This window comes from Polynucleobacter wuianus (genome assembly GCF_001659725.1).
GTDB lineage: Bacteria > Pseudomonadota > Gammaproteobacteria > Burkholderiales > Burkholderiaceae > Polynucleobacter > Polynucleobacter wuianus.
This window is the reverse complement of sequence record NZ_CP015922.1, coordinates 1,288,607-1,313,747: the sequence shown is the minus strand read 5'-3', so window position 1 is coordinate 1,313,747 and position 25,141 is coordinate 1,288,607. Positions and strand designations below refer to the sequence as shown.

Genomic DNA, 25,141 nt, shown 5'->3' with positions numbered 1-25,141 from the left:
TCTCCTAATTATTTCTGGCCAAGTTGATTGGCGATGATTTCGAGTTGCTCGTCAGAATAGCCTTTGGCTAACTGCGGCATGATGGTACCTTCACGTGCCCCAGATTTAAATGCTTTCAGTTGAGTCAGCATTTGTTCGCTAGTGAGGTTGTTGATGAGAGGCATGCCACCATCAACAACACCTTTACCATCGGTTCCATGGCAATTGGCACAGGTTGCAGCTAGCCCTCGGTGATAGAGCTTGGTGGTATCGGATTGGGCTTGGCTAATAGAAGTTAGGGCAGAAAGACTAAAAAAGATGCCTGCTGCAAAAACTGACTTCATTCGATTGACTCGCATGGAAATGGATCTCCGCTCTAGTGGAATGCGCCATGAATACGGTGGCGCATAAATGTTTTTCTTAGGCTATCTTAACCAAGAAATTACTAAAAAGGGATGTTCATCCCATAGGGATTTTTCATAAGCTCATACCCAAAAGTAAATAGCTCAGCTTTTCTATAGGCAAGAGCTGTAAGCCTATAAACTATAGGCATGCGTGGCTCATTTCCTCTTCGGTATGCACTCCTAACCCTAGTTTTGGCGGTATTTACCTATCTCTATGGTTTAGATAGTCGTTTTGCTCCTAAAAATGGAGATGAGTACCCCTACATGCATATCGTGCGAATGACGGCCGATGCAGGTAGTTGGCTGCCGCTCCAATCTCAAATGGATGGGATTAAAAACACTAAGCCACCACTAATTTTTTGGCAAGGAATTGCCAGTACCAGTTGGGCCAGTCAATGGAGCTTGGAAAACTTGCGTTGGCCGAGTGTTCTCTATACAGGACTCACTGCATTTTTCTTATTTTTAGCAGTTCGTCGCTTTAGTGGCAAAACCCAAACTGGATTCTTAGCAGCATTTGTTTGGCTCTCGTTTTTTGCAAGCTATCGCTACGGGCGCCCGTTTTTAACTGACCCACCCGAAGTATTCTGGTTGAGCTTGCCATTTTTTGCGCTGCTGTATTGGGGCAAGTCTGCTTTTGAATCTAAACTGCTCTTTCCGGTGTTAGCTGGTATCTGCTTTGGCTTAGCGCTTTTTGCAAAATCATTTGCCTATATTGTTCCCGCTACTCTAGCGCTGGGTTTGTATTACTGGCATTGGCGGCAATGGAGTATTCCTCAAACGCTTATACGAGATCTTTATAAGCTGATCTTGATTGGCGTATTGGCTTTAGGAGTATTTGGCCTATGGTTTGTGCTCGATCCCCAGCCAGAAGCGGTCTGGAGAGAGTTTGTGCTGGGGGAGAATGCTGGCAAGTTTGCTGCCCGGAGTTCTAATTACTTTATGGATTTTGTGCGTGGAGGTGACAGTATTTGGATATTACTACTCACAACAGTTACAAATGCTGGCCTATCCACTTTTGTATTGCTCTCCACTTTGATGCAATGCTGGCGCGAGCGTCGCTTCTTGTCGGTGGAGGAGGTTTTGCTCTTATTGCTAATTGGTGCATTCTTAGTCGTTTTTAGTTTGCCAAGTCAACGCTCTGGCCGCTATCTTCTGCCAGTGATGCCGGCATTTGCAGCGCTTATTGCACTGCATTGGGAGCGTTTGCCTTTTTGGGGATTCCGAATTGCTTTGCTTTTGCAGGGCCTAGTCCTCTCAATATTGTTATGGCTTGGCATCAATCTGCAAACTTCGCTTTTTATGGGTGATGCGGGATCGTGGTCCTATAGTCCGACTCATTGGGGATTGATGGCTATCGCCTTGATCGTCGTCTTGATTGGCCTGATCAAGAAAAGTCAGTGCAAGACTCTTGCATTGATGGGATGTTTCTTGGTCTATTGCGCTCTCACTAGCAGCCTTGGTCCTTTAGAGGGAAACTTAGGTCGATTTTCTGCGCAGACCATTGCGCAAGTGCAGGGAAAAGATGTTTGGATTCCATGTGACTATCGTGCAAAAGATGAAGAATATCGCTTGCTCTTACCAGGCGCTCAGCTACATGGTTATCTTGCAAAGGATGCTGGGAATAGTGAAAGCCTCACTAAGACTTATCCATTGGTAGCGGTGCATGCTCCTTTGGGATCTGCTCCTGCGATCTGTGATTCTTGCTTGATCCTTGGCCAGAGAATGGAAATGCGGGCGCGCCATTCTGATGAAGAAATTAAAGCCATGCTGCTTGGCCATATTGGCGAGTATCTGTTCGTAACAGAATATTTAATTGCCACACCAGTATTGAGTACTGAGTTGTTGAATGTGAAGGATGTATGCAGATGAGTCGTGTGATTGCCCTATGTTTTTTACTGCTTGCTGCCGTAGTTGGCTTTATTCATATCGACAGTCGCCCTGTATGGGCGCCATTTGCTAGTAATGAACTTGCAGTAGTAGAGCCCGAAGAAGTCACGCCAGAAACCAAGCCAGCAAATGTTGCTGCAGTAAAAGCTAAAGTGTCTGGGCAGCCTTCAGTTTCTGGCCCACGAGCTGATTGGCTCCCCGATACAGGCGCGCCTTCGGTCCATGCTGCTTCGCTGATTACTCTAAAGGATGGCGGTATTTGTGCATTTTGGTTTGCGGGTAGTAGAGAGGGTGCTGCTGATGTTGTTATTAACACTGCAGTCTTTGATTCCAAAACCAATACTTGGTCATCACCTTCAGTAGTGATTGACCGAGTTGGCGCACAAAAAGGTTTATCGCGCTACATTGCAAAACTAGGCAATCCTGTTCCTGCGCGTATGGCTGATGGTCGCCTGCAATTGTTCTTTGTTACGGTATCGATTGGTGGCTGGGCAGGGAGCTCTATCTCCACTATGATTTCAGAAGACGATGGCTTTACTTGGGGGCGACCAGAACGCTTGATTACTTCACCCCTCATCAACTTAAGCACATTGGTAAAGTCGCCAGCTATTGTTTTTGCAGATGGACGTCTGGGCTTGCCTGCGTATCACGAATGGATTGGTCGCTTTGGTGAGTTTTTGAGGTTAGACGGCACGCAGGTGATCGATAAGCGCCGCATGAGTTCAGGTCGTAGCGCGATTCAGCCAGTTATCTTTGTGAATGAGCCTCAAGATGCTACTGCCTATTTCCGTCAGACGAGAAGTGCAGGGCAGCCAAAGCACATCCCTATTAGTCATACTCAAAATGCAGGCCAATCTTGGCAAGCTGCTGCGGACCTAGAGATTGCTAATCCGAATTCTGCGGTTGCGGGCTTAACTCTGAAAAACGGAACCCATCTATTAGCCCTAAATAATATTGAAGCAGGGCGTCATCGCCTAGTTCTAATGATGAGTAATCCCAAGTTGGGGCAATGGCATGTGGTCGAGGTGTTAGAGAATGATGAAGCTTTAGCAGATGAGCAGCGTAAAGAATTTTCATATCCTTTTCTCATCAGCGAAAATGGCAATGATGCGCACTTGGTCTACACCTGGGATCGTAAAAAGATTCGACATGTCTATTTCTCAAATACATGGCTTTCAAGGGCTTATAAGCAATTACCAACGCAATCTAATAATGAAGCAAGCTCTGAAGTGAAGGAGGCTCAATAATGAATCATCTTCTGCAGAATATTGCCTTGGCGGAAATGTCGATTACTTGCGCTTTCGTGTTGATTTGGGCGATGCAAAAAATTTCTCAACAAGCATTTCCGTTGCTTGCAAAAGTTATTTTGTTACTAGTACTGGCCAATCTCTTTTTCTGGCCTTTAGGTATTTCGCTGGAGTTGCCGCTAGCAGCTTATGTTCGCGGTGTTATTGGTGATCTGAGTATTGTGACTACCCTCTTACTATGGGGAACTTTGATGCCAAATCATAAGCATGTACCCGCCGCATTTAAATTGAGTGTGGCAATCGTTGCCATGGGTTTTTATCCCTTGGCCCTAGGTTTGGGAATGCTCGATCCATACGCTTGGGGTTATGGCTCTACGATGTTCTTGATCTCAGTACTATTGTTTGCAGCGGTCTGTGGTCTAGCAAGCTGGAGTAAGGGGACTTGGATTTTGGGTCTTGCTATTATTGCTTGGGGAGTGCATTGGCATGAGTCTGCCAATCTTTGGGATTATCTATTGGATCCACTCTTGGCAATCTGGGTGATTTTTTCATTGCTTGGATTGTTTCTTGAAAAGCGTAAAGAGAAAGCGCGCTCTGGCTATTTATTTAGGCCGGGTTAATTCGCACTCATACCCAAGGTAGTAAAGTAGGGTGAATCAAATGAGTTATTGATATTGAGCAATACTGAGGTAGATATGAAACAGGTAAGCCGAGGAAGTATTACCGCATTGATCAAGCAAAGCAGACTGCCGGCACTGGTGGTGATCGCTTTTGGATCTCTTCTCAATGGCTGCGTCATGAATCCAGGGCCATATCAACAAAGCGGTTACTACCCTCAGGCTTATACGCAAAGCGGGGGATATGGTATCCCTGGCTACACTGAAGACCCAAGCTATAACGCAGGTCCACAAACCATTTCTGCCGCGCAATTGCAGTCATTGGTTTCTCCTATAGCACTTTATCCAGATTCTTTGCTCTCGCTGATGTTGTTGGCTTCTACCTATCCACTGGAAGTAGCAGAAGCCTATAACTGGCGTAATAGCAATGCTTCCTTGAAGGGCGATGCCCTGCAGAATGCACTGAAGACACAATCGTGGAACGATAGTGTTAAATCCTTGATATCGTTTCCAAAAGCTTTCAACATGATGGGCAGTAAATTACAGTGGACTCAAAACTTGGGTAATGCTTATAAGCTCCAAGTTGCAGACACGATGAAGGCGGTACAAGATTTAAGAAAAAAAGCCATTCAAGCTGGAGCACTGAAGTCGAATAAAGAAATCACTGTCACCACTGATGCCAACGGCAATATCTTGATTGCCCCTGCTAACACCAAAGTGGTTTACATACCAAGTTATAACCCTACAGTGGTTTATGGTCCATGGCCATATCCTGATTACCCGCCATATCCTGTCTATGATCCAGCTTGGGGATTCATGGATTTTGGTCTGGGCTTTATGATCGGCGATGATTTTTGGACCTACCCCAATTGGAATAACGGCACGATCAACTCTACAACCATCAACCCATCTGGACGTATACCTTCCCGCGCTATTATTGGTCCAGCCAGTGTTGTCAATCAACAGCGCTTATTGAATGACTGGAAAAATAATGCCACGCCACAGGACAGGCAAGCTGCCCGCCTTGATGCTCAGCGAGCTAATAATGCCTTTCAAAAAGATGCCACCCCTCAAGAAAGAGATCAAGCAGCGCGCCTAAATCAAGAAGCGCGTAATGATGCTCAGATGGATCGATCTGACCCGAATGTTTACCGTGAGGCTGCCCAAGAAAACGCATTGCGTGATCAGGCTCGCTTTGACAGCGACCAAGATCGCTCACGTGGCTTTGGTGGTGGCCATATGGGTGGATTCGGTGGGGGTGGTGGATTTGGCGGCGGAGGTCATATGAGTGGATTTAACGGAGGTGGGGGCGGGCATATGGGCGGCTTTGGTGGTGGTCATATGAGCGGCTTTAGGCGTTAACCTTTTTAAGAGAAGAGAATTATGAAAACATTACCAGCAACATTCTTATTTATTGTGTCCATTCTTTCCTTTGCGCCAAGTGCATTTGCGCAGAAAGACCTTCCTGCTGATGATGCTAGCACTGCTGCATTTGTTGAGCTCTGCAAAAATCCCGATGACATCGAGGGTCGCAGTTTTTGTTTTGGCTTTGGCGAGGGGGTGTACCAACAGTACTTGGCCAATCGCGCTATAAATGCTAAGCCAGCTATATGCTTTGCAAATAAGACCGAGACTCGCAATGAGGTATTGCAAAAGTTCTTGGCCTGGACCAAATCAAATCCTCAATTGAATAAAGATCAAGCAGCTAAGTCATTAATGCGCTTCTTTACTCAGAACTATCCTTGTAAGTAATTAGCCGGATACCCAATTAAAAAAACCAGCCGAAGCTGGTTTTTTTAATTGAAGCTAGAGACTGATTAGTGCATTAGTCTGCGTAAGCTCCAGCTTTACGAATCACTGGACCCCATTTATTGATTTCAGCATCAAGATGATCCTGTAGTCCTTTTGGAGTTCTCTTGGCTGGTGGAACAATTTCAATATTCGATTCTGCCAAGCGTGCTTTCACTTCGGGATCATTCAGTGCAACGTTCAGTGCCTTATTAATCTTGTTGACAACTGCTGGAGGGGTTCCTTTAGAAACATACATGCCATGCCAAACTTTGACTTCAAAACCTTTTAAGCCTTGCTCATCTAAAGTTGGGATGTTTGGTAATGCTGGTAAACGTTTTGGAGTAGTTACGCCATAGGCCTTAACCAAACCATCTTTAATATAAGGAACGGTTTGTGTGGTCTGATCGCAAAGCAAGTCAACCTGTCCGCCGAGCAAATCAGTCAAAGCAGGGCCAGTTCCTTTGTAAGGAACGGTTGTCAATTCAACACCTTCACGAGACATGAATAAGAGACCGCACAACTGAGACACTGCGCCAGGACCAGCGTTTGCCAATGTAACTTTATCTTTATTAGCTTTGATATAAGCCTCTAATTCTTTGAAGTTGTTAGGCGGGAAATTTTTGCGACCCAAGAGTACCATTGGCACATCAACTACTTGGCCAATGTATTCAAAATCCTTCATTGGATCAAAGTTCAATTTTTTGTATAAAGCCGGCGCAGTAGCCATGCCCATATGGTGAATAAAGATCATGTAGCCATCAGGTGCAGAGCGAGCTACACGAGTTGCGGCGATAGTGCCACCAGCACCAACCGTATTTTCAACAATCACGGTTTGGCCTAATTCTTTACCCATTGGGACTGCAATCAGACGCGCAACTGCATCAGTTGGGCCGCCTGCAGCGAAAGGTACGACTAAGGTGACTGGTTTATTTGGATAAACATCTGCAGCCAATGTATTGCCAGCGAGCAATGTTGAGGCAGCGATTGCAAAGAAACCAGCGAATAGCGATTTACGTAATTTCATGGTTAGTCTCGAGTATTAGTTGTTAAAAGCATTTTAAGTACTGCTTTACTGGGGATCATTTTGCCATTTTTTGATAAAAATGATCTTGGTATTAGATTAGTGTTTACCAGCAAGCGCTAGCGTCCTTTTGGCTAATAGCACTACTGGACGATCAATCATCCTACCGTCGAGTTTAACTGCGCCCCCTTTTGAGGCACGATCTGCTTCTATTACTCTTTGCGCCCACTCAATTTCTTCCTCAGTGGGCATAAAGGAAGCCTTCACAATAGCCACTTGCTTTGGATGGATACAGAGCTTCGCACCAAAGCCCATGCGCTTGGCGCGTTCAGCATCATTCGTAATGCGAAGCAGGTCATCAGTTGAAGGCGTAACCCCATCAATAGGAGGGGCAATTTGGGCTAAACGAGAGGCTAAAACGATCTGATAGCGAGCGGTCTGCAATTCTGTTTCTTGTTCATCACAAATCATCCCAAGGTCTGCTTGCAAGTCCAAATTGCCAAGTGCTAGGCGAAGTACTTGATTCGAGTTAGCAATTTCTCGAAGGTGATCAAGACCAATTGCAGTTTCGATCATCGGAATGATTGCAGTCTTGGGCAGAATCAGCGCAGCGCCATTAATTTGATCAAGCGATTCACTCTTGGGAATGAGTAGGCAGCCCACTTGTAATTCCTGCGCCAGTATTAAATCAGCAGAGTAAAACTTAGTCCCCGGAGAATTGCTTCTGATAACTAAGCGTTGCTTCTGCTCGGCGGAGAACTGAGGCCAGGCAGTACGAATGGCATTACGTGCCGCCTCTTTATCTTCTTCTGCAACCGCATCCTCTAAATCCAACACCACACCGTTAGCACCGCTAGCGAGTGCCTTGACAAAGCGATCAGGGCGAGTGCCAGGTACGAATAAAAAGTTAGAGCTAAAAACTAATGGGGTATCAAGTGGATTCATATTTGGGGGTTACAGCTTTAATTGCTGGGTAATAAAGAGCCTATCTTGGCTTGTTTGCGGACATTCCACAAGAGATCAATTGCTTTGCTCATCTCTGTGGGGCTGGCACCGCCGCTGAAGGCGGCTAGGCGCATAGCTTTATCTGTAATTTCTGTACGAGAGAGGGTATTGCCGGGGTCGCCCTTAGGTTCATCCACGCGGCCATCTAGGATCTGACCATTATTTAAGTGCACTTTAACCTTCCCAATCCAACGTTGTGGATAAGCGCCATCAACTTCAGGGTCGAGCGTCATGGTGACGCGATCTCTAAACAGGCAAACTGTATCGTCATGAAAATGTTCATCGAATTCTTGCAAGCCAGCGAACTGATAGTGAGCAATCAAAGCCAAGACTGTACCCATCGAGAACTTCGATTGATGAACCGTAGCAGGGTCAGTGACTGGACCTAAGACATCAATCGCACCTTGGTGAACCAAAGTTTCTACTTTAGCGATATCGCTAGGTTTGAGTTTGTTGGCTAGCATTACTTGTAATAGCGCATCAGCAGCGGGATGGGTGTGACGACAAGAGGCGTGATATTTAAAGCTCGTCTCGGCCAAAGCCCAGCGAGTGCCTAGACGATCAACTAACTTGCTTGGATCTGCGTCGCTTGACATGCCTGCGGCCAAACCTTGCTTGCCCTCTAGGATGTGTTGTGCTCCAGTAAAGCCAGCGTGCGCAATATAGGCAGACATTAAACCGGTAGAAGCAGCATGCGCAGTATGTAATTGCTTGGAGTCTGCAGCATCACGCAAAAATTCCCAAAGACCGGCTGATTGTGTTCCTGCTGAGCCAAAGGCATGCAACATCTGCTCAGGGTTCAGTTTGAGTAAACGTCCAACGCTAGCAGCCGCTGCAATCGTACCCGCAGTGCCGGTGGTATGAAACACCTTGTAGTGCGAGCGACCCAAAAATTCACCAACCCGAATACCAACTTCATAACCTGCTACAGCGGCAACCAGCAAATCTTCGCCAGAGGTACCAATCGCTTGAGCGCAGGCTAAAGCTGGAGGAAATACGACCGTTGCGGGATGAAAGACCGAGCCGTTATGCACATCATCTTGTTCTGCAACGTGGGACGCAGCAGCATTAGCCATCGCAGCTAATAAAGGGCTTGAGGTCTTACGGGTGATGAGAATTTCAGAAGGGCCAGCGTGAGTAGCATCAAAACCACTCATGTTTTGAGCAAACTGAGTAATCGTTTCAACTGGGCGCGATCCTTTGCCTGCAATCGCAGAGCCAAACCAATCCACTAAAAGATCTTCTGCGCGACTGATAACCTCACTTGGAATATCAGCGATCTTCAGATTCGCGGCAAAACTAGCAAGCTCACGTGATAAATGTTCAGTCGTCATTTTGTATTGTCTCTATTTTTTTAGTTTTTCAATTCATCAGGCGAGCACTGCAGTCGCTAGCATGGTGAGCCAGCCTTCATGATCTTGAGCCCAAATTGCAATCGTTTTTCCAGAAGGATCTTTTTCTAAATCTGGCTTAGCACTCACTTTGAAGATATTGATATCAAAAGTAGGGCGTATGGCCCGGAACTCAAAGCTCTTCAACTTACAACCTGGAATACTCTGGCGTACAAGATCAACTAAGAGCGTGGCAATCAAGGGTCCATGAACGATGAGGCCTGGATAGCCCTCAACCTCTGTCACATATTTGCGATCGTAATGAATGCGATGACCATTAAAGGTTAAAGCTGAGTAGCGAAATAAAAGCACATCATCTGGTGTGATGGTTTTGCTCCACCTGGCATCAGTAGGCGCTGGTGTTGGTGCCACAGGTTTGTCATCGGGGCCAGGCGCATCGCGATACACGATGTCATGCTCTTCAATGATAGCCAAACCTTTTTGATTGGTAATCTCATGTTTGACTAAAACAAAAATCAAGTCGCCAGTGCGTCCCGATTTGTGAGTAACGGATGCAATCTTAGAAACGCGTTTGATTTCATCACCAACACTCAGAGGCTCTAGCCATTGAATACGACTGCCGGCCCACATACGGCGAGGTAGTGGTACTGGTGGCAAGAAGCCGCCACGCTTGGGGTGACCGTCAGGACCGATTTCGGATTGACGTGCATGGGGCAGGAAATATAGCCAGTGCCAGAGTTCAGGCAAGAAAGTGCCTTTGACAGGTTCGGGATCGGGCCTATCTAAAGTTGCCGATAAAGCACGTACCGGTGCAGCAGTAATAGTGTCGGTAAGGGTCTCGGTTTTGCCGAGCCACTCTTGAAGATGGGTAATGGTTTGAGGTTCGATTCGCATAACTTCCATTATGCCAATCTTGGGGGAAATCTTAGCCGATCAAAACTGACGAAAAGTAGGTCAACAGCCCTGCCAAAGCAGAGCCGCCAATGACGCTCATCACCCCTTTATGGAATTTAAACAATGCTATGCCTGCTAATCCACAAATCGCCATTGAAATCCAGGAAATCGAGCCGCCTAATCCATGAGGTAAAAACACGTGATACGCAAAAAATAGACCTAGATTGACGATCACGCCAACGATTGCTGCAGTAATTGCAGTGAGTGGTGCGGTATAGCCAATTTTGCCGTGGGTCGACTCAACTAGGGGGCCGCCAACCAAGATGAAGAAGAATGATGGCAAGAAAGTAAACCAGGTAGCCACAACTGCTCCGAGAGCACCAAACCAAAATGGGTTGCTATAACCAATCAGATGTTGGATATGACCTGCGAGATAGCCAACAAAAGCGACCACCATGATGAGTGGTCCTGGAGTCGTTTCACCGAGTGCCAAACCATCAATCATTTGATTAGCGCTTAACCAATGAAATTGATCTACTGCACCTTGATAAACATAAGGCAATACTGCATACGCACCACCAAAGGTGAGGAAGGCGGCTTTAGTAAAGAACCAGGCAATGGTTGGATAAAGTGTTTTCCAGCCAAAATAAGCAATCAGAGCTGCTATGGGTAATAGCCAACAAGCAAAGGCAACAGTACTATGCAGAGCTGTGCTTTGATAGCTAAATTGGGCGTGAGCTGGAGTGGGGGTATCGTCATCAATGATGGCACTACCATAGCTTTTGGCTTCTTTGTTTGCATGACTATTCTGTTGAAAATATTCTGGATAACGCTTGCCACCCCAACATCCAACAGCAGCAGCGATCAAGACAATAATGGGAAACGATAAGTTCAAAATAAAAACGGCTAAGAACGATCCAATTGCAATCGCCTTGAGTGCTTGATTATGAAGCGTGCGTTTACCAATCCGAAAGGCAGCATGAATAACGATCGCAGTGACTGCCGGTTTAATACCAAAGAAAATCGCAGCAATCCACGGCACTTGTCCATACGTGAGATACACCCATGACAGACCAATTAAAATAAATAAAGAAGGAAGAACAAAAAGCGTGCCAGCCAGAATGCCACCCCAACTGCGATGCATAAGCCAACCGATATAAGTAACGAGTTGCTGGGCTTCAGGCCCCGGTAACACCATGCAATAGTTGAGCGCATGTAAAAAGCGCCGCTCTGAAATCCAGCGACGCTTCTCGACTAACTCTTGATGCAGAACAGCGATCTGTCCTGCGGGGCCTCCAAAGCTGATAAATCCGAGCTTTATCCAAAATTTGAGGGCCTCACGCAGGCTGATTGATTGCGGTTTGCTCAAGCGTCTTCCATACCACCAACGACTTGGCTAAAGCCGTTATCGACGTAGATGATTTCTGCGGTGATACCGTTTGCTAAATCTGACAATAAGAATGCTGCAGTGTTGCCAACATCATCAATTGTGACATTGCGTCGTAGTGGCGCAGTTTGCTCAACTGCTTCCAAAATCTTGCCAAAACCTTTGATGCCAGAAGCTGCCAAGGTTTTAATTGGACCTGCAGAGATGCCGTTCGCACGAATGCCCTTAGGACCAACGGAGCCAGCGAGGTAGCGCACAGATGCTTCAAGTGATGCTTTAGCTAAACCCATAGTGTTGTAGTTGGGAACATTCTTCATCGAGCCTAAGTAGGTCAATGTGAGTAATGAAGATTTATCACGTAACATAGGTAATGCTTCTTTAGCCATTGCAGGGAAGCTATATGCAGAAATGTCATGTGCAATCTTGAAGCCTTCGCGTGAGAGGCCTTCTAAAAAGTCACCAGCAATCGCTTCGCGTGGGGCAAAGCCAATTGCGTGTACAAAACCGTCAAACTGAGGCCAGGATTTAGCTAAGTCTTTAAAGAGGGCAGAAATCTGCTCGTCGCTACCAACATCACAGTCAAAAATGAGTTCGGTATTGAATTCTTTTGCAAAATCAACGATACGATCCTTAAAGCGCTCGCCGACGTAGGTAAAGGCAAGTTCAGCGCCTTCACGGTGGCAGGCTTTGGCAATGCCATAGGCAATGGAGCGGTTGGAGAGGAGGCCGGTAATGAGGATTTTTTTGCCGGAGAGAAAGCCCATGTTGTGTCCTTTGCTTCAAATATGATTTGCTATCTACAATTGTTGCATATATGCCAGCTCAAACCCTTTTTCGCCAAACTGCCCATTTCTTACTGCTAGCCATGCTAGTGGGGCTTGGCAGCAATATTGCGCAAGCAGCTCAAGGGATTGCCCAGTACGGTAAGCCAAAGTACGCCGATGGTTTTGCCCATTTTGACTACGTCAATCCCAATGCTCCCAGAGGCGGAACTTTGACCTTACCAAACCCAGGGCAAAGAACCAGTTTTGATAAGTTCAATCCTTATACCTTGCGCGGCGTTACGGCTCCCGGAATTGATTTGATGTTTGAATCTCTCGCCGAAGGGAGTGCAGATGAGGTATCTAGTATTTATGGATTACTTGCTGACGATATTGATATAGCAAAAGATCGTAAGTCTGTTACGTTTCACATTCGACCTGAAGCTAAATTTTCTGATGGCTCTCCAGTATTAGCGGCAGATGTTAAACATAGCTTTGATACTTTGATGAGCGGTCTTGCACATCCTCGTTATAAAACGACTTTTGCTGATGTGAAACAAGCGGTCGTGCTTTCTGATCGAGTCGTGCGCTTTGATTTTGCGAATAACAATACCGAATTGCCGATCATGGTCGGAACGCTCCCCATTTTTTCTCGTAACTGGGGTAAGCGTCCTGATGGCACGATGATTGCTTTTGATAAGATTGCCTTTGAAACTCCGATTGGTAGTGGACCTTATCTGATTGAGTCCTTCAAGGCTGGCAAGTCTATTGCCTATAAGCGCAATCCACAGTATTGGGCTGATCAATTAAGCAAACCATTAAATGTTCGCGTGGGTTTTTATAACTTTGATCGTGTCTTATACAAACTCTACAGCGATGATGCCGTGAGACTTGAGGCATTTAAGGCGGGTGAGTTTGATGCTTTAGTAGAGTACCGCGCCAAGATTTGGGCTAAAGGATACGTAGGCTCTAAATTTGATAACGGCACGCTCTTAAAGAAAGCCTTTATCAATCACAACGGCGCTGGTATGCAGGGTTTTGCCATGAATGTGCGCAAGCCTGCTTTGCAAGATCCACGTGTTCGTCAAGCATTAGGTTTGGCTTTGGACTTTGAATGGCTCAATCGTCAAATATTTTTTGATCAGTATGGCCGCATTAATAGTTATTTTACTAATAGTGATTTAAGTGCGAACTTTGATGGTCCTCGCAAACCAACTGAAGCCGAATTGAAGTTACTCAGACCGCTAAAGGCTAAATACCCACAGTGGGTGCCTGACGCTGTCTTTGGTCCAATGCCTGCGCCACCTTCAACGAGGTCCCCAGGCAGTCTGCGTCAAAATCTGCGTCAAGCGCGTGAATTACTGATGCATGCGGGCTGGCAATATCGCGATGGTGCCCTGCGAAATGAAAAGGGGGAGCCGTTTCGGATTGAGATGGTCGAGAACGGCGGATTTTTCTTAAGAGTCCTTTCTGCATACGGTCGTAACTTAGAAAAGTTGGGTATACAGCTTGACATACGAACGAGCGACTTTGCCCTGTATCAAAAACGCATGGATGAATATGATTTTGATATGACCACCACGCGCTTTCCTGACTCACAAAATCCAGGCAATGAACTTTGGGATCGCTTTGGCAGTCAAGCAGCCAAAGCAAAAGGATCAGACAACATTATTGGCATTCAATCACCCGTGGTCGACGCTTTAATTGAAGAGATTACAAAGGCGCAAAATCGTGAAGAGTTGCGTGCTGCTTGTAGAGCACTCGATCGTGTACTGTGGAATAGCTATTACGTAATACCGCAGTGGTACAACCCAACCCACCGCGTAGCCTTCCAGAAAGAAATGCGCTACCCAGAGCCGCCGCTGTATTACCAGGCTGAGCCATGGATTATGCAAAACTGGTGGAAAGAGGAAGCAAAATAATGCAAGGACAAATGCGCACCTACATTTTCAAACGTTTATTGCTGATGATTCCAACCTTGTTGGGCGTCTTGACTTTGACCTTTGCGGTAGTGCAATTTGTGCCAGGCGGCCCTGTCGAGCAAATGGTATTGGAGCTCAAGGGTAAGGGCGATGCAGCGGTTGGTGGCACAGAGTCTTCTGGTGCTGGAGCAACTTATCGTGGACGCCAAGGTATTGATGCACAGCGCTTAGAGGAAGTGAAGGCTTTGTATGGATTTGATAAGCCACCACTAGAACGTTATTTTATGATGTTGGGCCGCTTTGCGAGATTTGATCTGGGTGAGAGCTACTACCAGCATGAAAGTGTTTGGCGCTTAGTGGTTTCAAAACTGCCTGTGTCGATCAGTATTGGCTTGTGGACATTTTTTATTACCTATTTAGTATCGATTCCACTGGGAATTGCTAAAGCAGTACGCGATGGCTCACGCTTTGATGCGGTGACAAGCACCATGATTTTGGTGGGCTATGCTATTCCAGGATTTGTATTGGGTGTGCTCTTGTTGGTGATCTTTGGTGGAGGTAGCTTTCTGCAGCTCTTCCCCTTACGAGGATTGACCTCTGATAACTGGAGCGAGCTGAGTTTGATAGGTAAGGTGATGGACTACTTGTGGCACTTGGTATTGCCAATTTCGGCATCCGTCTTGGGTAGCTTTGCAGTAGTCACTATGTTGACCAAGAACTCTTTCTTGGAAGAGATTCGCAAGCAGTATGTATTGACCGCAAGAGCAAAAGGCCTGACTGAACAGCAAGTACTTTGGAAGCACGTCTTTCGTAATGCGATGTTGCCGCTGGTAACGGGCTTCCCAGCAGCCTTCATTGGTGCCTTCTTCACTGGATCACTCTTGATTGAAACTTTGTTCTCGCTTGATGGCCTTGGTTTGCTTTCTTACGAGTCAGTCATGCGCCGTGACTATCCAGTGGTCTTTGGCACTTTGTATCTATTTACCCTGATCGGCTTGTTTACGAAGTTGATCTCTGATCTTTGCTACGTCTATGTAGATCCTCGCATTCAGTTTGGTGCTGGAGGTGGTTCATGAGTCGTTGGCAGCGCTTCAGAAGTAATCGCAGAGGCTATACCAGCTTGTGGATCTTCGTAATTCTCTTTGGTCTTTCTCTATGTGCTGAATTCATTGCGAATGACAAGCCATTGATTGTGCGTTATGACAGCCATTTTTATTTCCCAATCGCCAAGAATCAACCAGAAACGGTATTTGGTGGAGACTTTGCTACGCCAACGGATTTCTTGGACCCAGATATTCGTCGCAACATTACGAGTAATGGTAATTGGGCTATCTATCCACCCATCACCTATAGCTACGAGACGCTCAATTACTTCTCACAAGTTCCCAATCCTGCGCCGCCTTCCTGGCAAAACTGGCTAGGTACTGATGATCGAGGTCGCGATGTGCTCTCACGACTTATATACGGCTTCCGCCTATCGATATTGTTTGGTTTGGCATTAACCATCGTGGGGGTAACGGTTGGCATCATCACAGGATCCTTGATGGGATTTTTTGGTGGCAAATTTGATTTGATCTCTCAACGTTTGATTGAGATATGGTCCGCTATGCCAGAGCTTTATCTCTTGATCATCTTTGCCTCAATCTTTAATCCGAGCGTTTCGCTATTAATTATCTTATTAGCAGCATTTGGTTGGATGGGCTTATCTGATTACGTTCGTGCTGAGTTCTTTCGCAACCGCGCCCTAGAGTATGTTCGCGCCGCCAGAGCATTGGGCCTGACGAATGTGCAAATCATGTGGCGCCATATTCTGCCCAATAGTTTGACGCCTGTGATTACCTTTTTACCATTTCGTATGAGTGCCGCCATTTTGTCCCTTACGAGCTTGGATTTCTTAGGCTTGGGAGTGCCGCCCGGCACGCCTAGCTTGGGTGAGTTGCTCTCGCAAGGTAAGGGTAACTTAGACGCATGGTGGATCTCACTATCGACTTTTGTGGTCTTGGTGGCGACATTGCTGCTGCTCACTTTCATGGGTGAAGCGCTGCGTGATGCCTACGATTCGCGTAAAGCAGGACTCATGAGCGGAGGGCGCTCATGAGTTTGCTACGTTACGAGGATTTGTCAATTTCCTTTGGCTCGGGACGCCGCGAGAAGTTTGCAGTGAATCATTTGGATTTAGAAATTGGTATTGGCGAGCGTGTTGCTCTCGTTGGTGAATCTGGCTCAGGAAAAACTTTAACGGCACTAGCTCCTTTAAGACTAGAGCCTGAGGGCGCTAAAGTCTCTGGAAAGATTCTGTGGAATAAAAAAGATGGTAGTGGGACGGTGGATTTACTGTCTTTGCCAATTGAAGATATTCGTGAGATACGTGGGCGCGAGATCGCCATGGTTTTTCAGGAGCCGATGACTGCGCTCAACCCACTATTTACCATCGGCAATCAAATTATCGAGGCGGTACAGATCTATCAACCCCTTATCTCAAAGTCTGATTCCATAGATGCAGCCATTGATTTGCTTAAAAAGACGGGTATCCCTGAGCCTGAGCGTCGCTTCCATTCTTATCCTCACCAGCTCTCTGGTGGACAACGCCAGCGCGCGATGATTGCAATGGCTTTGGCTTGCAAGCCACGCCTCTTGATTGCAGATGAACCAACAACAGCATTGGATGTCAGTTTGCGTTTGCAAATTCTGGATTTGCTCAAAGAGTTACAAGAAGAATCTAAGGCAGATGGCGGCATGGGCATCCTGCTCATTACGCATGACCTTAATTTAGTCAAGCACTTTGCGCAGCGAGTTGCAGTCTTGAACCAAGGCAATCTCATGGAGTCAGGCTCAACAAAGCAAGTCTTTGATCATCCAAGCGATCCTTACACGCGTGCCTTAGTTAACAGCGAGCCTGTGCGTCAACTTGCACCGGTCATGCCTTTAGCGCCAGTGCTCTTAAAGACAGAAGAGTTATCCGTCGCTTACCCAAGTTCCGAATCAACTTCATGGTTTAAAAAGGCGCCCTCTCACAAAGTTTTGAAAAAAGTCAGCTTCAATCTAAAACAGGGTCAGACCATTGGCGTGATTGGAGAGTCTGGTTCAGGTAAGACCACCTTAGGTATGGCCGTCCTCGGACTGTTGGGCGACTCATCTGCCCAAGTCAGTGGTGATGTCGATGTCTTGGGTAAAGATTGGCAGAAGTTAAAACCAGTTGAGCGTCGCGCAATGCGTTCAAGTTTGCAGGTGATTTTTCAAGATCCTTTTGGTTCATTGTCGCCACGCATGAACGTGATGCAAATTATTGCCGAAGGATTAGATGTGCATTATCCAAAACTGTCCCCAGCGGAACGTGAATCTCGCGTAGTGGATATGCTCAAGGAAGTAGGTTTAGATCGCTCGGCGTTAACTCGCTACCCTCATGAGTTCTCTGGTGGTCAGCGTCAACGTATTGCGATTGCGCGTGCCTTGATCTTGCGTCCGCAGATCTTAGTCTTGGATGAACCGACTTCAGCATTAGATGTATCCATTCAGAAACAAGTCTTAGCTTTACTCTCAGAGCTGCAGAAAAAGTACAACCTGGCTTATCTGATAATTAGCCATGACCTGGCCGTGATTCGGGCCATGTCGCATGAGGTTATGGTGCTCAAAGAGGGTAGGGTGGTGGAGTTCGGCGATACCGAAACCTTGATCAAACACCCTAAGCAGATCTATACCAAAGAGTTATTTGCGGCCGCTGAGCTTACCTAGCTCTAGTTCAAAACCACTCTTTTTGGGGCTAATTTGGTGCATTTTCCCAATAATGACTCTGAAAAGGTGCAAAATATTGTTTATAAACAAAGGCTTAAGAATAGAGTCAAAGCTTGGTTAAATAAGGGTTCTTTGTTAAACTGACTTGATGTCACTGAAAAAAACGCTACTTTCTCAAACCTTGGGTTCTGCCTTAGGTTTGGCGGTTTCGTTCACTGCCTTAGCAGCGGATACGACTGCGCCTGAGGTTTCAGCAGCAACGTCAGATACAGTGGTTCCCAAGGAAAGTATGTTCCAGGCTGGTAGGGCTTATATCGCTCGAGTATCTGATCGTTTGGCTGATACCGTTACCGGAAAATCTGAAGAGTTGATCAATCGCGCGATGGAAGTGATCGGTGTGCGTTATCGCTGGGATACAGAATTGCCTCAGTCTGGTTTAGACGGCAGCAGTTTTGTTGGCTACGTCTTTAAAGATAAATTGGGTTTCTTGCTACCACGCAAGTCTACACAAATGAGTCGTGTTGGAAAGCCGATAGGTCGCGATGAATTACAACCAGGCGATCTCGTATTCTTTAACACGATGCGTTTAACGTTTTCGCATGTGGGTATTTATGTTGGTGATAACAAATTTATTCACTCGCCATCCAAAGGTACCAGTGTTCGCGTTGACGATCTTGGTAGTCTTTATTGGGATAAACGTTTTGACGGCGCCCGTCGTCTTGATGGCAGTGACAACTTAGATGACGCTGAGCGTCAAGAGTTATTAAATGAGGTGAAGAACCTCAAGCGTAAGTCACGCAGTCTTTAGAAAATTTTGTCACGTCAGTGTATGTTCTTCAAGCCATTGCTTGAGTGCATGATCAATTTTCGTTTGCCATCCAGATCCAGTTGCCTTGAAGGATGCAATCACATCACTCGATAAACGAATGGTAGTGGAGACTTTAGTGGGGCTTGTTTGCGGACCTCTAGTTTTGCGTGCTGCAAGTTTTAATTGTAGAGATTTTGGAAGCGAATTTATTTTTTTGGACACCTTCAGTTCCGTCTCGGTCCATTCAAAATCATCTTTATCGTTTTTAGTTTTTCTGTTCATAGATTGCTAGTTCTCGTTTATTTGCCTTCCTAAAGCTAATTACCCGAATTCCTTTTGGCGTTTCGGTGAATACCAGGGAATGCAGCCTGCTTCCAAGGTAACCAATCGCACATCTACGAATTTCTCCGTAGTCTTTTCTCTTGTCGATCGTGAAATTTGCTGTCTCGAAATCAAAATCCACCACCCGGTCAAAGGAAAGATTTCGTTCGAGGATGTTTTGCGCGTTTTTTGCCCAGTCATAAGTAATCTCCATAGGTCTAATTGTAGTTACAATTAGACCTATGGAACTATACCATGATTACAAAAAGGACATATTATTCAGGGGTTTATGACCTGCCGGCTCAGCCTTTCAGCTTTTCAGCTTTTCCTTAATCAATGCTATTTGCTCTTGGGCTGCGACTTCGCCAGCCAAGATCGCCGCGTTTCTAGATTTGAAATCACCACTACTCATTTGTTTGAGTTGTGGGGTAATCACAATATCCGCACTCTTGAGTTCATATTGATTAATGCTTCTTTGCATAATCGAAATAGTGTGTTGCAGAACGCCAAAGGTTCCACTCGCGTCTTGATGAACAGGCTCCGAAGAAATATTCACCGCAATCACTAGGGTCGCGCCCATCTGTCTTGCAAAGCTGACGGGTACCGGTGCCACTAGGCCGCCATCCAAATATTCTTTGCCACCAATCACAGTGGGCTGAAAGACGCCAGGCACACTGCAAGAAGCACGTACCGCTTGACCAGTATTGCCTGTGCGAAATAAAACTCCTTTGCCAGATTGCAATTCAGTAGCAACAATTCCTAAAGGAATACGCATCTGCTCAATGGTTTTATTCTGTACTTCACGGTTGACCATGTTTTGAAGGGCATCCCCTTTGATCAACCCCCCAAAACGTCCGGCAAATGGAAGACCCCAGTCAGCAATCGTGGCTTCATCGAGATTTTGAGCCAGGCGATTGAGATCGTTCCCAGTGGCGCCAGAGGCAAAGAGGGCGGCGATCACGCTCCCAGCACTACTGCCAACAACGATATCGGGGTGAATGCCTTGTGCTTCGAGGGCTTTAATGACGCCCACGTGGGCAAATCCCCTGGCGGCGCCAGCACCAAGAACCAATCCAACCACTGGCTTTTTGGGCCCCATGAGACTGCATGAGCTCAAGCCGCTTGCACCCAAGAGTGCGCCCATTCCGATGCCAAGACCTAACAAATGGCGTCGTTCAGGGGAAATCGGGGGTTTTGATGAAATATTGTGCATGTGGCTATTGTATTGAGCCTACCTTATAATAGTTGCACGGTGAACGAAAAGGACTTCGTTGCAGCGCGGTCATATTCCCTAACTAGAAATTATGAGATGGATTGTCCGTAGTTGCTAGAGAACACCAAAACCCATTACTGAAATACATTTTTTAAAGCCTACTCAGGACCAATCCTGATAGCCCGACTTTTATGGACGACCACAACAAGCGCGTTATTGAAACAGCCCTCCTGTGCGCGCAGGAGCCACTATCAGTTGCCGATCTGTCTCGCCTATTTATTGAAGACATCACCACTGCCGATATTGATGAAGCATTGGTTGAGATGCAACGCGCCTGGGATGACAAGGGTATGGAGCTAGTGCATATTGCAACAGGCTGGCGTTTTCAGAGTCGTTTGTCGATGCGCGAATATCTTGATCGCTTGACGCCTGAGAAGCCGCCAAAGTATTCTCGTGCAGTGATGGAGACTTTGGCCATTATTGCTTACCGTCAACCGGTTACTCGTGGTGAGATTGAAGAAATTCGTGGCGTTGCTGTGAGCAGTAACGTGATGAAGCAATTAGAAGACCGTGGTTGGGTTGAAGTGATTGGCCATAAAGATACAATCGGCCGTCCTGGTTTGTATGCCACAACAAAACAATTTCTAGATGACTTAAGTCTGACTAACCTACAAAGCCTACCAATTTTGGAGGATGCGGCACCGATGGCAGCTGCAGAGCATTTAGGCCAAGCAGTCATGGAATTTGATCCTACCGCCACAGTAGAAACGGTTGTGATTGAAGAGACGACAGAAGTAGTAATTGAAGAAACCAGCGAAATCATCGCAGAAGAAGTTACCCCTGAGTCTGATGAGCAATCAGACGAAACAAAACAATAATTAATGACAAGTTCTCACGAAAACGATTCAAGCCCAGTAGCGCCTGCAGCAACACCATCACAGACTGATACAGGGTCTTCTCATACAGAAGCCCCTCAGGGTGAGGGTGGTGAACGTGCGCCTCGCGAGGATCGTGGCCCACGCCATCCTCGTCGTGCAGGCAGCGGCAAGCACCCATTTAATAAGAAGCGTCCCTTCAATAAGGACAAACCGCGTCGTGAAGGTGAGGGTTCAAATGGTCCTCGTGAAGGCGGTAATCATTCCGCAAAGCTAGCACCAAACCCTGCAGATGTTGAAGCCTTATTTGCTTCAGTTGTTTCAGGTGAGTTTGATGCTGCACTAGATGCGCCAGAAGTATTGGAAGCCAAGAATCCAGATGGCTTAAACGAAAGCGAAATCTCTCATCAAACGGGTGCAGAACGTCGTGCGCAACGTGCACAGCGTTCACGTGAAAATGAAGATCCGGATGCGCCGACTGAAGAAGAGATGAGTAGTCTGCAGTTTGCAAACATCGATGAATTGCCGCTGAGTTTGCGTGATGAAGTATGGTCTGATCTGGACGGTCTAGACGATGATGCGGATGATGAAGATACCGTTAAACTTCATAAAGTATTAGCTGATGCCGGCATGGGTTCACGCCGCGACATGGAAGATTTAATTGTGCAAGGGCGCGTATCTGTTAATGGATTGCCTGCACATATTGGTCAGCGTATTGGTCCGACCGATCAAGTACGCATCAATGGCAAAGCGGTGCATCGTAAGATTCAAACAAAGCCCCCACGCGTCATCATGTATCACAAGCCTGCTGGCGAAATCGTGAGCCAGTCAGACCCAGAGGGTCGTCCAACGGTATTTGATCGTTTACCCAAACCCCGTCAAGGTCGTTGGATTGCCGTAGGTCGCTTGGACTTCAACACTGAAGGTTTATTGCTATTTACTACTTCTGGTGAGTTGGCGAATCGTTTGATGCATCCACGTTACGGTGTTGAGCGTGAATACGCTGTGCGTATCTTGGGTGAGTTGAGTCAAGACAATACGGCGCAACTAAAGACCGGTATTACGCTCGATGATGGTCAAGCTAAATTCTTACGCCTAGCGATGGGCGGTGGTGACGGTGCTAACCGTTGGTACCACGTTGCATTAACTGAAGGACGTAATCGCGAAGTGCGTCGTATGTTTGAAGCAGTTGGCCATACGGTATCTCGCTTAATCCGAACTCGTTACGGCATTTTCTTATTGCCTCCACGCTTAAGGCGCGGAAAGTGGGAAGAGATTGAGGCCGGTGGCATCTATAACTTGATGAAGTCTGCGGGCTTAAAAATGCCTCAGCCACAAGACAAGGCTCGCAACCCAAATGCTGGTGGACAAAGTCGTAACCCTGCTGGCGCAGACTTTCAACCTGACCCAATGCAAACCTCAGTTTCTTACTGGGGTTCACGGGACGCTTTAACCCTGGCAAGTGGTCACAACGGTCTCACTCACCAAGGTAGGGGTGGCAAACCTGGCGGTGGCGGTGGATCTGGCGAGGGACGTGGTCCTTTCCGGGGTCGAACCCAAGGCGGTAGGCCTGGACAGGGTGGACAGGGCGGTCAAGGTGGGCAGGGCGGAAACGGTCAAGGCCGTAATAAAGCTAAAAAAGTGCACCATGGCCAGTCTGCATTCGTGACAGGCAACCCCCAAAGTCCTGGAAATGGACCCAAACGGGGCGCTCCTAAAGGGCGCAAACCCTTCAATAAGGGCCCTAGAAAACCCCGAAATCCTGGCGAAAGCTTCTGATTTCTAACAGTTTTCTCTAAAAATCAGCTATAATTTTGGTCTTGCAGCACAAACATGCTGCAAGTGTTGTTACCGACTGATGTTGCGATCAACGTAAGTCGGCCTGTTCTGAATTTCGAGAATATGGGCTTCAAAGCCCATTTTTTTTTGCCGTTTTGGTTTGAAGGGTGTTGTGAAGGATCAAAAGATCATCGCTGCAGAGTTGGAAAACTTGGGCTACACGCTAGTAGATATCGAGCGTGAAGCTGGGGGTTTGCTGCGCGTCACAATTGAAAACCCAGATTACGAGCGGTTGATTACTGTTTTGGATTGCGAGAAGGTGAGTCATCAGTTGAGCTACACCTTGCCAGTAGAAAACATTCCTTATGAGCGTTTGGAGATTTCCTCTCCAGGTTTAGATCGTCCTGTAAAGACAGCAGTCGATTTTGAGCGCTTTACTGGAATGGAAGTGGATATGAAGTTGCGTGTTGCCGTTGGTAACCGTAAGAATTTTCGTGGTGTGTTGCAAGGTTTGCTGAGTGGTGAATTGAATTCACCTGATGCGAAATTTGGTTTGGTGTTCGAGGCAGCTGATGGTCAGCCGTCTCAATTGGAGTTTTCTTTAGCCGAGGTCGATAAGACTCGGTTGGTCCCTGTTATTGATTTCAAAGGAAGAAAGTCATGAGCCGAGAAGTTCTCATGTTGGCAGACGCCCTAGCGCGTGAAAAGAACGTTGATCAAGTGATTGTGTTTGAGGCGCTTGAAATGGCGCTGGCATCAGCCACTAAGAAGCGTTATCCCAATGAAGATGTGGATATTCGTGTATCGATTGACCGTGAGTCAGGCGAATACGAAACCTTCCGTCGTTGGTTGGTTGTTCCTGATGAAGCCGGTCTGCAAGAGCCAGATAAGGAGATTTTGCAATTTGAAGCCAAAGAGCAAATTCCCGACATGGAGGTTGGCGACTACATCGAAGAGCAGATCGAATCGTTAGCATTCGGTCGTATCGGTGCACAAGCGGCTAAGCAAGTGATCTTGCAACGCATTCGTGATGCCGAGCGCGAGCAAATTTTGAACGACTACCTTGAGCGTGGCGAAAAAGTTATGACCGGTACTGTCAAGCGCGCTGACAAGAATGGTTTGATTATTGAATCAGGCCGTGTTGAAGCATTGCTCCGTCGTGATCAAATGATTCCAAAAGAGAATTTACGTTCCGGTGACCGCGTCCGTGCTTACATCCTCAAAGTGGATCGTGAGGCTCGTGGCCCACAAATCGAACTATCCCGTACTTGCCCAGACTTTTTGATCAAGTTGTTTGAAAATGAAGTGCCTGAGATGGAGCAGGGCTTGCTGGAGATTAAGGGCGCTGCCCGTGATCCTGGTATCCGCGCAAAGATTGCTGTTGTGACTTATGACAAGCGTATTGATCCAATCGGTACATGCGTTGGCGTTCGTGGAACTCGCGTTACTGCAGTTCGTAATGAAGTAGCAGGCGAAGCAGTGGATATCGTATTGTGGTCTGAGGATCCAGCACAGTTTGTGATTGGTGCTTTAGCTCCTGCACAAGTATCTTCAATCGTAGTTGACGAAGAGCGCCACGCGATGGATGTAGTAGTTGATGAAGAAAACTTGGCAATCGCCATTGGTCGTAGCGGACAGAACGTACGTTTGGCTAGCGATTTGACTGGCTGGCAGATTAACATCATGACTCCTGAAGAGTCTGCTGAGAAAACTGAAAAAGAAGCTTCTTCTGTACGTCAATTATTTATGGACAAATTGGACGTAGACCAAGAAGTGGCTGATATTTTGATTGAAGAAGGTTTCAATACATTAGAAGAAGTGGCATACGTACCATTGTCTGAAATGTTAGAGATCGATTCATTCGATGAAGATACTGTGAATGAGTTGCGCACCCGCGCACGTGATTCTTTGTTGACGATGGAGTTGGCAAAGGAAGAGCGCATTGGCGAAGTGTCACAAGACTTACTTTCCTTAGAGGGAATGACCACAGAATTGATTGCCAAGCTTGCTGACAATCAAGTACATACCCGTGACGACCTGGCTGAACTGGCTGTTGATGAGCTAGTTGAGGCGACACAAATTGACGAAGAAACTGCGAAAACGCTCATCATGAAAGCGCGCGAACATTGGTTTACTTCATGAGAGG

24 protein-coding genes are annotated in these 25,141 nt (G+C 46.7%); 14 read left to right on the top strand and 10 right to left on the bottom strand.

The genetic code is table 11. The features are described from left to right. Positions 1-8: 8 nt before the first annotated feature. Positions 9-338, bottom strand: coding sequence for a c-type cytochrome (locus A8O14_RS06790; RefSeq protein WP_082913129.1), 330 nt, complete (start codon positions 336-338; stop codon positions 9-11). Between the two features lie 192 nt (positions 339-530). On the opposite strand from A8O14_RS06790, the gene A8O14_RS06785 reads away from it, so the two are divergent. The 5 genes from A8O14_RS06785 to A8O14_RS06765 all read left to right on the top strand — a co-directional run bounded on the left by A8O14_RS06785 (position 531) and on the right by A8O14_RS06765 (position 5,886). Next, on the top strand, positions 531-2,252 hold the full coding sequence (locus A8O14_RS06785; protein WP_068948810.1) for an ArnT family glycosyltransferase: 1,722 nt from the start codon (positions 531-533) through the stop codon (positions 2,250-2,252). After that, positions 2,243-3,517 (top strand): sialidase family protein, encoded by a 1,275-nt coding sequence (locus A8O14_RS06780; RefSeq protein ID WP_228385050.1) that lies wholly within the window; start codon positions 2,243-2,245, stop codon positions 3,515-3,517. Before A8O14_RS06785 ends, A8O14_RS06780 begins: the two co-directional genes overlap by 10 nt. Then, positions 3,517-4,137 carry a hypothetical protein gene (locus A8O14_RS06775; RefSeq protein ID WP_068948809.1) on the top strand — a complete coding sequence of 207 codons (621 nt, stop codon included), beginning with the start codon at positions 3,517-3,519 and terminating at the stop codon, positions 4,135-4,137. The genes A8O14_RS06780 and A8O14_RS06775 overlap by 1 nt, the downstream gene beginning before the upstream one ends. A gap of 75 nt (positions 4,138-4,212) precedes the next feature. Next, positions 4,213-5,496, top strand: a complete 1,284-nt coding sequence (locus A8O14_RS11975; protein ID WP_068948808.1) for a DUF3300 domain-containing protein — start codon at positions 4,213-4,215, stop codon at positions 5,494-5,496. Positions 5,497-5,517: 21 nt separating this feature from the next. Next, positions 5,518-5,886, top strand: a complete 369-nt coding sequence (locus A8O14_RS06765; protein ID WP_068948807.1) for a Rap1a/Tai family immunity protein — start codon at positions 5,518-5,520, stop codon at positions 5,884-5,886. A 73-nt stretch (positions 5,887-5,959) separates the two neighbouring features. Here A8O14_RS06765 and A8O14_RS06760 read toward each other — a convergent pair whose 3' ends face one another. The 6 genes from A8O14_RS06760 to fabI form a co-directional block, all read right to left on the bottom strand. After that, the gene (locus A8O14_RS06760) at positions 5,960-6,949 is read right to left on the bottom strand and encodes a tripartite tricarboxylate transporter substrate binding protein BugD (RefSeq protein ID WP_068948806.1); all 990 of its coding nucleotides are present in this window, start codon (positions 6,947-6,949) and stop codon (positions 5,960-5,962) included. 96 nt (positions 6,950-7,045) lie between these two features. Next, positions 7,046-7,891 carry an HpcH/HpaI aldolase/citrate lyase family protein gene (locus A8O14_RS06755; RefSeq protein WP_068948805.1) on the bottom strand — a complete coding sequence of 282 codons (846 nt, stop codon included), beginning with the start codon at positions 7,889-7,891 and terminating at the stop codon, positions 7,046-7,048. A gap of 17 nt (positions 7,892-7,908) precedes the next feature. Then, a complete protein-coding gene (locus tag A8O14_RS06750) occupies positions 7,909-9,285 on the bottom strand; it encodes an MmgE/PrpD family protein (RefSeq protein WP_068948804.1) in 1,377 nt (458 codons plus the stop codon). 36 nt (positions 9,286-9,321) lie between these two features. Then, positions 9,322-10,206: an FAS1-like dehydratase domain-containing protein gene (locus A8O14_RS06745; protein WP_068948803.1), complete on the bottom strand. Its 885-nt coding sequence runs from the start codon at positions 10,204-10,206 to the stop codon at positions 9,322-9,324. A gap of 22 nt (positions 10,207-10,228) precedes the next feature. Beyond that, positions 10,229-11,566, bottom strand: coding sequence for a chromate efflux transporter (chrA, locus tag A8O14_RS06740; RefSeq protein WP_068948802.1), 1,338 nt, complete (start codon positions 11,564-11,566; stop codon positions 10,229-10,231). Next, positions 11,563-12,348, bottom strand: coding sequence for an enoyl-ACP reductase FabI (gene fabI / locus A8O14_RS06735; protein WP_068948801.1), 786 nt, complete (start codon positions 12,346-12,348; stop codon positions 11,563-11,565). Before fabI ends, chrA begins: the two co-directional genes overlap by 4 nt. A gap of 50 nt (positions 12,349-12,398) precedes the next feature. Here fabI and A8O14_RS06730 point away from each other — a divergent pair, with 50 nt between their 5' ends. The 5 genes from A8O14_RS06730 (at position 12,399) to A8O14_RS06710 (ending at position 18,807) form a co-directional block, all read left to right on the top strand. After that, positions 12,399-14,267: an extracellular solute-binding protein gene (locus tag A8O14_RS06730; RefSeq protein ID WP_068948800.1), complete on the top strand. Its 1,869-nt coding sequence runs from the start codon at positions 12,399-12,401 to the stop codon at positions 14,265-14,267. A gap of 11 nt (positions 14,268-14,278) precedes the next feature. Next, the gene (locus A8O14_RS06725; protein WP_191904655.1) at positions 14,279-15,343 is read left to right on the top strand and encodes a microcin C ABC transporter permease YejB; all 1,065 of its coding nucleotides are present in this window, start codon (positions 14,279-14,281) and stop codon (positions 15,341-15,343) included. Next, a complete protein-coding gene (locus A8O14_RS06720) occupies positions 15,340-16,365 on the top strand; it encodes an ABC transporter permease (protein ID WP_068948798.1) in 1,026 nt (341 codons plus the stop codon). The genes A8O14_RS06725 and A8O14_RS06720 overlap by 4 nt, the downstream gene beginning before the upstream one ends. Next, positions 16,362-17,999 carry an ABC transporter ATP-binding protein gene (locus tag A8O14_RS06715; protein WP_068948797.1) on the top strand — a complete coding sequence of 546 codons (1,638 nt, stop codon included), beginning with the start codon at positions 16,362-16,364 and terminating at the stop codon, positions 17,997-17,999. Before A8O14_RS06720 ends, A8O14_RS06715 begins: the two co-directional genes overlap by 4 nt. A 148-nt stretch (positions 18,000-18,147) precedes the next feature. Further along, positions 18,148-18,807, top strand: coding sequence for a C40 family peptidase (locus A8O14_RS06710; protein WP_068948796.1), 660 nt, complete (start codon positions 18,148-18,150; stop codon positions 18,805-18,807). A 9-nt stretch (positions 18,808-18,816) separates the two neighbouring features. On the opposite strand, the gene A8O14_RS06705 is transcribed toward A8O14_RS06710, so the two are convergent. The 3 genes from A8O14_RS06705 to A8O14_RS06695 form a co-directional block, all read right to left on the bottom strand. Then, positions 18,817-19,089: a BrnA antitoxin family protein gene (locus A8O14_RS06705; RefSeq protein WP_068948795.1), complete on the bottom strand. Its 273-nt coding sequence runs from the start codon at positions 19,087-19,089 to the stop codon at positions 18,817-18,819. Next, positions 19,073-19,342 carry a BrnT family toxin gene (locus A8O14_RS06700; protein ID WP_068948794.1) on the bottom strand — a complete coding sequence of 90 codons (270 nt, stop codon included), beginning with the start codon at positions 19,340-19,342 and terminating at the stop codon, positions 19,073-19,075. The genes A8O14_RS06705 and A8O14_RS06700 overlap by 17 nt, the downstream gene beginning before the upstream one ends. A gap of 96 nt (positions 19,343-19,438) precedes the next feature. Continuing rightward, positions 19,439-20,227: a patatin-like phospholipase family protein gene (locus A8O14_RS06695; protein WP_370623045.1), complete on the bottom strand. Its 789-nt coding sequence runs from the start codon at positions 20,225-20,227 to the stop codon at positions 19,439-19,441. Between the two features lie 305 nt (positions 20,228-20,532). Here A8O14_RS06695 and scpB point away from each other — a divergent pair, with 305 nt between their 5' ends. From scpB to nusA, 4 genes are all read left to right on the top strand, one after another. After that, complete coding sequence (gene scpB / locus A8O14_RS06690) at positions 20,533-21,219, top strand: SMC-Scp complex subunit ScpB (RefSeq protein WP_068948792.1); 687 nt, start codon at positions 20,533-20,535, stop codon at positions 21,217-21,219. Between the two features lie 3 nt (positions 21,220-21,222). After that, entirely contained in the window at positions 21,223-22,995 is a 1,773-nt protein-coding gene (gene rluB, locus A8O14_RS06685; protein ID WP_068948791.1) for a 23S rRNA pseudouridine(2605) synthase RluB, read from the top strand. Positions 22,996-23,167: 172 nt separating this feature from the next. Next, on the top strand, positions 23,168-23,659 hold the full coding sequence (rimP, locus tag A8O14_RS06680) for a ribosome maturation factor RimP (RefSeq protein ID WP_068949757.1): 492 nt from the start codon (positions 23,168-23,170) through the stop codon (positions 23,657-23,659). Continuing rightward, positions 23,656-25,137: a transcription termination factor NusA gene (nusA, locus tag A8O14_RS06675; RefSeq protein WP_068948790.1), complete on the top strand. Its 1,482-nt coding sequence runs from the start codon at positions 23,656-23,658 to the stop codon at positions 25,135-25,137. The genes rimP and nusA overlap by 4 nt, the downstream gene beginning before the upstream one ends. Positions 25,138-25,141 lie beyond the last annotated feature (4 nt).